Raw genomic sequence first — 10,849 nt, 5'->3', positions numbered from 1 at the left:
GTTTTTTTCAACAAGTTCTTCTTCTAATTGAGCATGTTTTGTAAGTAATGCGTCAAAAGCATAATGATAATCAAATGCTAAGTCACCTTTATCACTTAAAAGTTTTTTTACAAATAACCATTCATCAAATATAACCGACCAAGCATTTTTTTGCTCTTTTGTAATACATAAATTACTTATGATTGATTTCCATTTAAATAAAGCAAAATATGCTTGATGGCTTGTCCATAACTCTTCAATCCACCAATCTTCATATTTAGGAAAACCTTTAAACTTAATTATTTGTGCATCTTCTTCTTTATTATGTGCTTCTATTACTTCATTTATATTTGATAATAATGTTGAAAAATGAAGTACTAAAATAGGAATTCTTAAATTTAACATTCCAATATCATGAATTTTTTCTTCTTTATTATTTACAATTAATGCTTCAAATTCTTTTTTGATATTTTCAAGTTCTTCTTGTAATTCAACGTGTTCACCAATACTTAGCTCAATTGTTTTTTCTGCAATTTCAAATAGTTCTTTATCTTCAAATTGAACTTCAGGTGGTAGTTCATCAATTATCATCATAACTTGTAGTTTTTGATTTGTAGTTTTACTAGAGTTATTATTTATTCTATTTGGTTGATTATCAAAGTAAGCTTTTCTTTTAATTGCTTCTTCAACTCTTTGTTTTTCTTCAAGTTCTGCTTGATCTTGTGCTAATAGTTCTTCAAGCATTAGTTTATATTTAGCAATTAGTTCTAACTCTTCTTCAAGATGAGTTTCAGTGGCTGCTTTTACCATTCTTGATATTTTATTTACACCTGATTCATGTTCAGCTAACTGTCGTCTTTGAAGCTTAACACGTTCTTCATTTTCTTGAATTAAATTTTCTAATGCGATAATAGTTTTCATTTGCTGCTTTCTATTAATTAGGATAAAAATAAAAAATTATTTATTCTATAAGTATATCTAAAACAATTAAATATAACTTAACACAGTATTGCAAAATGACATATTTTTAAAGATTATAAAAAAAATAAAGTATACTTCTTCATATTTATTAAAAGTGAGTAAAAATGAAAATATGTGGAATAGAACTAAAAGCAAATAATACAATATTAACTGTTTGCAATAAAGATAATACAAATGATGATATTGTAGATTATATTGATTTAAAAATAAAAAAGATTGTTCTAGAAGATGATGAAAAAGCAGAAGATATAATTGATTATAATAAAAAGATATTAGACTTTATAAAAGAAAATAAAATTGAAAAAATCATTATTAAAAAAAGAGCAAAAAAAGGTACATTTTCAGGTGGAGCTGTTACTTTTAAAATGGAAGCAATAATACAGTTAAATCCATATTGTGAAGTTGAATTAATTTCAGGACAAGCTATATCTTCATATGAAAGAAAAAATGATATTAACTTGCCAACTTCTTTGAAAAAATATCAAGAACAAGCATACTTAGCAATAATATCTTCAATAAAAAAATGAAATACCACAATTTATGCTTTTAATTAAAAAATTATGGTATAATTTCGCAATTTCAGCGTACAACGGTCTACGCATGACTTCGTTTTAGTAATCCTTTCCTGGTAACCTTAACTACACTACAATCATTTATAAACCTAGATCGCAAATTAGTTCTTTACTTTTTAGTAGGTTATAACAAAGGTATTTTATGTCATTTTCAAACTTAGGCTTATGTGAGCCAATTTTAAGAGCTATTCAAGAGCAGGGCTACACAACGCCTACACCAATTCAAAAACAAGCAATTCCAATTGTATTAAGCAAAAAAGATGTTTTAGCTGGTGCACAAACAGGAACTGGTAAAACAGCAGGTTTTACACTTCCATTATTACAAAGATTAACAGAAAAAAAAGTTGTTAGTAAAAAACATCAAGTAAGAGCGCTTATTTTAACGCCTACAAGAGAATTAGCAGCACAAGTTGCTCAAAGTGTTGAAACTTATGGAAAGTATTTACCATATAAATCAGCAGTAATTTTTGGTGGTGTTGGTATAAATCCTCAAAAAGCAGCAATTAGAAAAGGTGTTGATATTTTAATAGCAACTCCAGGAAGATTATTAGATTTAATTTCGCAAGATTGTTTAGATTTATCAAGAGTAGAATTTTTTGTACTTGATGAAGCTGATAGAATGCTTGATATGGGATTTATCCATGATATTAAAAAAGTTTTAAAACTACTTCCATCACATAGACAAAATCTTCTTTTCTCAGCAACATTTTCAAGTGAAATAAAAAAACTTGCTGATGGATTATTAGATAATCCAACTTTAATTGAAGTTGCAAGAAGAAATACATCTTCTGAAATTGTAAAACAAGTAATTCATCACGTTAATAAAAATGAAAAAAGAGATCTTTTAATAAAACTAATTAATGATGGTAATTGGAAGCAAGTTTTAGTTTTTACAAGAACAAAACATGGCGCAAATAAATTAAGTGAGCAACTTGATAAATTTGGAATTTCATCTGCTGCCATTCATGGAAATAAAAGTCAAGGTGCAAGAACAAAAGCCTTAGCAAACTTTAAAAGTGGAGATGTTAGAGTTTTAGTAGCAACTGATATTGCAGCAAGAGGTATTGATATTGACCAACTACCACATGTTGTAAACTTTGAATTACCAAATGTTCCAGAAGATTATGTACATAGAATTGGAAGAACAGGAAGAGCCGGAAATGAAGGTGTTGCTGTTTCTTTAGTTTGTGTTGATGAAGAAGAATTATTAAAATCAATTGAAAAATTAATTAAAAAAGATATTGAAAAAATTGATGTAGAAGGTTTTAGAGTAGACCCTACAATAAAAGCAGAACCAATTCAAAAAAAGAGAGGTTCAAATCCAAGAGGAAATTCTAACTCAAACTCTAGAAATAGATCAAATGAAAAGAAAAGTACTGAAAGTAAACCAAGAACAAAAGAACCTAGACAAAGAAGAACAAGAGATAATTCATCTACTACTGCTAGACCAAGTTCTAGAAACACTCCTAGACATAGATCTTAATTTAAAATATCAAAAAGAAGAATAAATCTTATTCTTCTTCTGATGTTTCTTCTTTATCTTCACTTACTTCTTTTTTAGGTTTGATACCTTCTGAAGTTAATATTTCCATATAAAAACTTTCACAACCTTCACTTGCTGCTTCGTTAATACAGTTTGTAATATCTAAGAAATCAATCTCTTTTGCTTCTTCATCATTTTTAGCAAATTTACAATTAAATTTCCAAAAATCTACATCTTCTGGAAGTGTTTTTCTTTTTTCTCTTTTTATATACTTTCTTATTTCATGTTTGATTGCTTCAAGAAGTCTATCAGAATTTTTGTTTTCAACTTTTAATTTGAATGTTTTTTTCATTATTATCCTTTGACGTGATTATAGCGTATTAATATATATAAATAAGTAAGAAAATAAAGATAATATACTAATAATAGGTCATTGTTTTAAGAATGTATGTAGTAAAATATTTTATTATTAAAAAGGTATATGTTTGAGACAAAAAATAATCTTCCAATTTCTTGCAATTGCTATTTTATTAGCAGTTATAATCACTTCATTAAGTTTATACAATTTAAGAAATACTGGTATAAAATCAGTTATTCATAATGCAGAATCTATTTCACAAGCAGTTAAAAATGGCCTTACGACACATATGATTAATAATAATATGGATCAAATTGATACTTATTTAAATCTAGTTTCAAATATGAATAATGTTGAAAAGCTTTGGTTAGTAAGAGGTGAATTAGTTGCAAAGCAGTTTGGAAATGGAACTAAAAATGAATCACCACGTGATGATATGGATAGATCTGTTTTATTAAGTGGAGAGATGAAATATAAAATTGATGAATCTTTAGTAAATACATCAATTCGTATAACAATACCATATATTGCAACCGCTGGTGTTGGAATGGATTGTTTACAATGTCATGATGTTTCATATGGAGATACTTTAGGTGCAGTTTCATTGGTACTTGATGTTAGTGAACTAAAAGAGATTGGATTAGAATCTATTTATTTAATTGCAATTGCTATAGTTTTTGGAATTATTCTTATTGTTTATTTAGGTAGAAGAATTTTAAAACCATATATTATTCTTTTTGAAAATTTAGGAAAAAGTATTAGTGATGCTGTTTCTGGTAAATTTAAAAACATCTCATACACTCCTGGCTTAACAAAAGACATGGTTTCTTTGGCTGATGAGTATAATACTTTAATGTCAATTTTTAGAGATACTTCAGAAGATATTGAAAAAAAACTAAAAGGCTTTGTTGGGCATAGACAATCAGGCTATAGTTCAAATCCTTTAGAAGAATCAAAAGATATTATTGCAAATCTTTCAAATTTATACCAATTTAAAAAAGAGATTGAATTAGATAGTACAAAAGAAGAGATATATAATAGATTATCTCAAGTTTTTACAAATCAATTTAAAATTAAACATTTTACATTCTTAGAAATTGATATGTTAAAACAAAAAATGACAGAAGTTTTAAAAGTAGGGGATTCTTTTCATTGTAGAGCTGGAATTATTGATACTCCACACTTATGTAGAGCAGCTAGAACAAAAAATGATGTAACATCAATAGATTATCATTCTAGTTGTTCTCATTTTAAAAAAGAGAATAAATTCTATCATTGTATAAATGTAGATATTAGTAAAAATGCATATTTAATTATAAATTTTGTATGTGATTCAAAAGATGAATTAGAAAAATTAAAAGATAATATTTCATTTATTAAAAGTTATATAAATGAATCAGCACCTTCTATTGAAGTTAAACTTTTAATGAATGCACTTAAAGAATCAGCATTTAAAGATGGATTAACAGGTCTTTATAATAGAAAATTCTTAGAAGAACATAGTAAAAAATTAGTTCCACAAGCATTAAGAGAAAATCTTAATATTGGTGTTTTAATGTTAGATATGGATCATTTTAAAGCAGTAAATGATGAGTATGGTCATGATATTGGAGATAAAGTATTAAAAGAATTATCAAGAATATTAATGGAAACAGTAAGAGAATCAGATTTAGTTATTAGATATGGTGGAGAAGAGTTTATAGTACTTCTTGTTGGTGTTAAAAATGAATTTGATGCTATGGAAGTTGCAAATAAAATTGGTAAAAAAGTAAGAGAAAATGAAATTGATGTTTATGCTGGAAATAAATTAAGAAAAACAATTAGTATTGGTTTATCAATGTTCCCTGAAGACTCTAAGTCATTAGATACTGCTATGAAAAATGCTGATATTGCTTTATATGAGGCTAAAAATAGTGGAAGAGATAAGGTTATTAGATTTAATGAAGAGCAAGTTTCAAGTGTAGATTTATTTTAAAATCTACACTTAAAAAGAAGTTTTAATCATGTTTCTTTTCTAAACTTCCAACAATATAATCATAAATTCTTTGGTATTCACTATCTTCTGTTTTATCTTCTTCAATTACTGCAAGAACATTTTGAAGATCAACTAAAAGTGATTCCATCTCTTTAATTGCTAACATATCATCTTCTGTTTCTTCTTTTTTTTCTAAGATTTTATGTAAATCATCAAGATAATCTTCTATTTCTGGAATCATAGTATTTTGTACTAAATCTTTTAAATCTTCTTTTATATGTGACATTAATTTTCCTTATATTTTAAGGTGCAATTATATAATTAATCTAGTTAAAGTATCTTATAGTAATTTATATAAGTCTTCTAATGAATCTATTAAGTATGTTGCTTTTGAAAAATCATGTGAAGCTGTAAATTCATTTTTTACTATTGCACATTCTATTCCTGCATTTACAGCTGAGCTTAATCCTCTTTGTGAATCTTCTACGATGATTGTTTCTTCTTTTAATGCATTAAACTTTTTTAAACCTGCAAGATATGGATCAGGGTATGGTTTTGCTCTTTTATAATCTTCAACACATAATACAAAATCCATATATTCAGTAATTCCTCTATTTCTATGAATTAACTCAAAATCAACTCTTCTTGATGTTGTAATTATTCCCATTTGATATTTTTTTGATAATTCATTTAATACACTTATTACATTTGGAATTTCTAGATCTTTTGTTTTTAAATATTCTTGATAGTATTCATCTCTTTGAAATCTTTTTTTATCTATTATTTCTTTTGTTATACCTTGCTCTTGTGCAAGTTCCCAAGCTGTACCACCTCTTGCCATAATACCTAAGTATCTTGATAATTCAAGTGTAATACCTAATTCTTTTAGTGCTCTTACATTAGCTTGGAAATACCATTTTTCAGTTTCTACAAGAACTCCATCATTATCAAATAAGATATATTTTTTCATTAAAATTTAGTCCTAAAGTTTTTTTTGGAATTATACTTAAAAAGTTTAAAAAGAAGATTGATTTTAAAAAATAAATAGAACACAAGGAGAAAGTGTTCTATTTGACTTGTATTAGTAGGAGAAAACAAGTTGAAAAAGTTTTAATATCGTTAAGCTCGTGTAACTTAACTGATAAAAATATTATAATGTACTTGCATTAACCCATTTTAAATAAAGAGTTAACAGTTTGTAAATAGAATACTGATTAATTAAAAGGTTTTAATATAATCAATAATCTTGGTAATAAAAGCAATGCTGATGCTAATATTGTAGCCATTACAATAACTGTTAATAAACCAAAATAAATAGTTGGAATTAGATTTGATAGAACTAAAATACAAAAACCTAAAATAACTACTAAAGATGTGTAATACATCGCATATCCAATACTCTCATGTGATCTTTTCATTGCATTAGTATAATTATGGTCTAATTTAAACTCTTCTTTATATCGATGAATATAGTGAATTGTATCATCAACTCCTATTCCAATAGAAATAGCTGCTATTGTAATAGTCATAATATCAAGAGGAATATTTAACCAACCCATTATTCCAAAAACAGCAGAAATTGGAATAATATTTGCTATTAATGCAATTGATGCAACTTTTAAACTTCTAAATAAAATTAAGAACATTATAAAAAGAATAATAACTACAAAACCTAATGTTGATATTTGTGAATCAAATAGTGATTGAAGCATATTATTATATAAAACCATTAGGTTTGATAGTCTAAATGTTGTTTCTTCATTTTTGATAATTTCACGAACATCTTTTTTTATTTTATTAAGTAATTCATTTCTTCTTAAATTTTCATTTGAATCTATTATTCTAAGTGTGATTCTTGCTTCATTTTTTTCAATATTTACATATGGAGATAAAATTAAATTTTTATAATCATTTGGTAGTTCATTGTATAAAAGAGCAAGAGTGATTCCATCCATCTCTTTATCTTCATTTAGAACTTTTCCTACTTTTAAAAGTGAGGCTAAAGATTGAACTTTTCCTACTTCTTCTAATGAGTCAAGATAATCATGTACTGCTGTAATAGTAAGCATCTTATCTTGTGAAAACCAATATTGTTTATCATCAGCAGTTTGCGCAAATTCATTTTCAAAATCATCAAATTCATCTTTAATAACTTTTTTTTCTACAACATCTTCTTTTTTAAATTGAATAATAATATCAAGAGGAGTTGTTCCTCCTAAGTTTTCATCAATTACTTTCATACCCTTGTAAATATCAGTATCTTGTTTAAAATAATTAATAAAACTATTCTCTACAATAAGTTTAGAAGCCCCTGTAAGTGAAAATATTACTACTAATACACTAGCTATTAAAATAGCATTTCCACGATTTTGTACTAAATTACTTGCATTTGTTATTAGTGAAAAATTTGAGTTTTTATCTTTTTTATATTCTTCTTTTTTCTTAAGTTTGATTAAAATAATAGGAAAAAGAATAAATGAAATAATTAAAGATATAGCAATTCCTGTACTCATCATAAGTCCAAGATTTTTAACAGGTTGAATACTTGATAAAACTAATGATGCAAAACCTGTAATTGTTGTAATAATTGCGAAAAATGAAGGATTTATTTTTGATAATATTGTATTAATTACCAATTTATATTGACTTGCATTTTTATATTTTGTATTTAATTCTCTGTATCTTACAATTAAGTGTAATACAATTGAAATTGTAATAATTAATTGTAAGGCTATAAAGTTTGATGAAATTACAGTTACTTCCCATTTAAATAGACCTAAAACACCAGCTGTTGAGATAACTGATAATAAACAAATTGATATTGGTAATACTATCCATCTTAAATTTCTAAAAATATACCATAAAATAAAAATAAGTATAAATACTAATGTTGAACCATAGATATATAAATCATTTTTTACATAACCTACAATATCACTAGCAATCATATCAACCCCACCTAAAAAGATTGAAGCTTTTGATTCATATTGTTTTAGTACATTTCTAACATTTTGAATATCTTGAGTCTCTTTTTCTCTTAAAATATCTCTATACTCTTTAAACTCTAAAATTGCATTATCTAATAATACTTTCTCTTTAGTTGTTATACTATTATTTCGTTTTTTCTCTAATAATGAATTTCTTTTTTCAAGTAATGAATAATATTTTTTATTCTCTTTTAAATTCAAAATAATAGCTGTTGTTTTAAAATCTTTACTAACTAAGTTATTTGAGTAAAGTTCAGAATTCAAAAACTCATTTCTTGCAAGGTTTTTATCAATTTGTGCAGATTCAAGTGTATGCACTCCATTTAATAAATCCTGAATAGGTCTAATTGGAGATTGAAGTAAAGGAACACTTAAAATAGACATTGTATTATCTATATTTTCAAGTTTTGATAAGTCATTGATTAATTCTCTTAAAGTGTCTAAACTCTCTTTTGAAAGAAGATCTTTTTTATGAGAATAAGTAACAACTAGAAAATTTGGATTAGAGTATCTTTGTTTTATTTCTCGAGTAAATTTTAAATCTTTATCATCATCTAAAAGTAGGGTTTCAGCAGATGCATCAATTTCAAGTTTTGTAGAATAATATCCTAGTGCTGATATACAAACTAATAAAGTAAGTAATACAGCAGTAGAATATTTTAAAAGTACATTATCATATAGTTTTTTAATCATTTTGATTAGTTGTATCTTTTAAAACAACTAACATTTCATCAAAAGTTTTTTCTTTTAAAAGACCTGAAAATTGTTGTCTATATGTTTGAATAATACTAACACCAACTAAATCAATATCATAAATTAACCATTCATTTGTCTTTTTATCTTCATAAAAATTGTATTTGATTTCATATACTTCTTTACTTCCAATAACTTCTGTTGTTAATTGAAGTCTTGATTTTAAATATGGTACTAAATCAATTATTTTAACTTTTTGGTCTGTGTAAAGATTTAACTTTTCAATATATGAAGTTTTTAATTTTTGCTCAAATAAAGTTGCAAATTCATCTTGTTTTTCAGAAGAAAGAGTATTCCAAGTTTTACCTAATGAAATTCTAGCCATTAATTTATAGTTAAAAACAACATCAATGATTTCAATAATCTTTTTATTTTTTTTCTCTTTATCAAACTCTTCATTCTTTAAAATACTGATAATTTGATCTATTTTATTATTCATTTCACTTTTAATTTCATCTTTTTTAATTGCAAAAGCAGATGTTGTTAAAATAGATACGATTAATATAATTTTTAATAAATTTTTTAATTTCATAATTATTCCTCAATTTTCTTTTTTCTAGATTGTGTATAAATATCTCTTAAGAATGGATATAAATCTAAGGCATCTTTTCTAAGATTTTCATATTGACCAGGAGTTAATGATATTTCATTTATATTATCACTAGATGAAATAGCAATACTTTGAGCTAAATTATCTGGAATTTTATATCTTATATCACTTGAACCAGTTGCTGATAAAGCACTTACATAACTATCTGTTGTAAGACCTAACATATCTCTTAAATTTGATGGTCCTAATAATGGTAAAACAACATGGAAACCTTCACCAACACCATAAAAACCTAAAGTTTGTCCAAAGTCTTCATCATGTTCTTCCCAACCAAGCTCTGTTTTTGCTGGATCAAAAAAACCTAATCCTAAAACTGTATTTACTACAAATCTTCCTAACTCTTCACTTGAGTTTTTAAACTTTAGTTGTAATAAATTATTTGTAAATCTAACAGGAAACATTAGATTATTAAAAAAGTTTGAAATTCCTTTTCTTACACCTTGAGGCATTACACTTGCATAACCTTTTGATACAGGAATTAATACGTTCATATAAACAGTATCATTAAAAGATGTCATAACTCTATTATATCCGCTTAATGGATCAAATATTTCATTTTCTTCATTTTTAAATTCATTGTCAAATTCATTGTCAAATTCATCTGAAAACTCGTCTGAAAATTCATCATTTTTTTGACCTGATTCTTGCACCATTGTATTTGATACACTTTGTTCTGTATTTATTTGATTCTTTGAACTACAAGCAGTAAAAATAAAAACTAATGAAATTAGTAAAATAATATTTTTCAAACTTTTCCTTATTATTAAATTAATTTGTATTATATAAAAATATTGTGAAAGAAAAGTTTAAATCACTAGTTTTATAATACTATTTATTATCTAAACTATTTAATATCTCAATTGCTTGTAATGGGTCAACTTGTATTGCATTTATTCTAAATGAATAATGTAAATGAGGTCCAGTAATTCTACCTGTATCTCCACTAAGACCTAAGATATCGCCTCTTTTAATTTTATCACCAGCTTTATAGTTCATTTTACTTAAGTGAAAATAGCAAGAGTAAATTCCTCTTCCATGGTCAATTACAATTGAATTTCCAGAATAAAATCTATTTTGAGCAATTCTTACAATTCCATCATTACTAGCAATAATATCTGTACCAATTTTTGCTCTAAAATCAGTACCGCTAT

General features: G+C 25.6%; 11 protein-coding genes. 3 read left to right on the top strand and 8 right to left on the bottom strand.

From position 1 onward, the window contains the following. Positions 1-900: hypothetical protein (locus ACERKK_RS06940; RefSeq protein WP_373772357.1), on the bottom strand; the 900-nt coding region annotated here is incomplete at its 3' end. Positions 901-1,064: 164 nt separating this feature from the next. Between ACERKK_RS06940 and ACERKK_RS06935 the strand changes: the two genes are divergently transcribed. Together ACERKK_RS06935 and ACERKK_RS06930 are read left to right on the top strand one after the other, a co-directional pair. Next, the gene (locus tag ACERKK_RS06935; protein ID WP_373772356.1) at positions 1,065-1,487 is read left to right on the top strand and encodes a DUF3010 family protein; all 423 of its coding nucleotides are present in this window, start codon (positions 1,065-1,067) and stop codon (positions 1,485-1,487) included. Between the two features lie 187 nt (positions 1,488-1,674). After that, positions 1,675-3,015 carry a DEAD/DEAH box helicase gene (locus ACERKK_RS06930; RefSeq protein WP_373772355.1) on the top strand — a complete coding sequence of 447 codons (1,341 nt, stop codon included), beginning with the start codon at positions 1,675-1,677 and terminating at the stop codon, positions 3,013-3,015. A 28-nt stretch (positions 3,016-3,043) separates the two neighbouring features. On the opposite strand, the gene ACERKK_RS06925 is transcribed toward ACERKK_RS06930, so the two are convergent. Beyond that, positions 3,044-3,367: a DUF6172 family protein gene (locus tag ACERKK_RS06925; RefSeq protein ID WP_373772354.1), complete on the bottom strand. Its 324-nt coding sequence runs from the start codon at positions 3,365-3,367 to the stop codon at positions 3,044-3,046. Between the two features lie 133 nt (positions 3,368-3,500). Between ACERKK_RS06925 and ACERKK_RS06920 the strand changes: the two genes are divergently transcribed. Beyond that, complete coding sequence (locus ACERKK_RS06920; protein WP_373772353.1) at positions 3,501-5,348, top strand: GGDEF domain-containing protein; 1,848 nt, start codon at positions 3,501-3,503, stop codon at positions 5,346-5,348. 22 nt (positions 5,349-5,370) lie between these two features. Here the strand turns inward: ACERKK_RS06920 and ACERKK_RS06915 are convergent, their stop codons facing one another. The 6 genes from ACERKK_RS06915 to ACERKK_RS06890 all read right to left on the bottom strand — a co-directional run. Beyond that, positions 5,371-5,634, bottom strand: a complete 264-nt coding sequence (locus ACERKK_RS06915; RefSeq protein WP_373772352.1) for a hypothetical protein — start codon at positions 5,632-5,634, stop codon at positions 5,371-5,373. A 54-nt stretch (positions 5,635-5,688) separates the two neighbouring features. Then, positions 5,689-6,318 carry an HAD family hydrolase gene (locus ACERKK_RS06910; RefSeq protein WP_373772351.1) on the bottom strand — a complete coding sequence of 210 codons (630 nt, stop codon included), beginning with the start codon at positions 6,316-6,318 and terminating at the stop codon, positions 5,689-5,691. Positions 6,319-6,562: 244 nt separating this feature from the next. Continuing rightward, on the bottom strand, positions 6,563-9,028 hold the full coding sequence (locus ACERKK_RS06905) for an RND family transporter (protein WP_373772350.1): 2,466 nt from the start codon (positions 9,026-9,028) through the stop codon (positions 6,563-6,565). Continuing rightward, on the bottom strand, positions 9,021-9,620 hold the full coding sequence (locus ACERKK_RS06900; RefSeq protein ID WP_373772349.1) for an ABC transporter substrate-binding protein: 600 nt from the start codon (positions 9,618-9,620) through the stop codon (positions 9,021-9,023). The genes ACERKK_RS06905 and ACERKK_RS06900 overlap by 8 nt, the downstream gene beginning before the upstream one ends. A gap of 2 nt (positions 9,621-9,622) precedes the next feature. Further along, positions 9,623-10,447 carry a VacJ family lipoprotein gene (locus tag ACERKK_RS06895; protein ID WP_373772348.1) on the bottom strand — a complete coding sequence of 275 codons (825 nt, stop codon included), beginning with the start codon at positions 10,445-10,447 and terminating at the stop codon, positions 9,623-9,625. Between the two features lie 79 nt (positions 10,448-10,526). Further along, on the bottom strand, positions 10,527-10,849 hold a 323-nt coding region (locus ACERKK_RS06890; RefSeq protein WP_373772347.1), incomplete at its 5' end, for a M23 family metallopeptidase.

The sequence above is a fragment of the Poseidonibacter sp. genome, from assembly GCF_041821165.1.
In the GTDB taxonomy this organism is placed as follows: Bacteria; Campylobacterota; Campylobacteria; order Campylobacterales; family Arcobacteraceae; genus Poseidonibacter.
The sequence above is the reverse complement of the archived record's forward strand: the minus strand, read 5'-3'. Positions and strand labels throughout refer to the sequence as shown.

Bases quoted from the DNA above. Each gene is read 5' to 3' on its own strand.
- ACERKK_RS06935 (WP_373772356.1), top strand. From the start codon at position 1,065: ATGAAAATATGTGGAATAGAACTAAAAGCAAATAATACAATATTAACT.
- ACERKK_RS06930 (WP_373772355.1), top strand. From the start codon at position 1,675: ATGTCATTTTCAAACTTAGGCTTATGTGAGCCAATTTTAAGAGCTATT.
- ACERKK_RS06925 (WP_373772354.1), bottom strand. From the start codon at position 3,367: ATGAAAAAAACATTCAAATTAAAAGTTGAAAACAAAAATTCTGATAGA.
- ACERKK_RS06915 (WP_373772352.1), bottom strand. From the start codon at position 5,634: ATGTCACATATAAAAGAAGATTTAAAAGATTTAGTACAAAATACTATG.
- ACERKK_RS06910 (WP_373772351.1), bottom strand. From the start codon at position 6,318: ATGAAAAAATATATCTTATTTGATAATGATGGAGTTCTTGTAGAAACT.
- ACERKK_RS06905 (WP_373772350.1), bottom strand. From the start codon at position 9,028: ATGATTAAAAAACTATATGATAATGTACTTTTAAAATATTCTACTGCT.
- ACERKK_RS06900 (WP_373772349.1), bottom strand. From the start codon at position 9,620: ATGAAATTAAAAAATTTATTAAAAATTATATTAATCGTATCTATTTTA.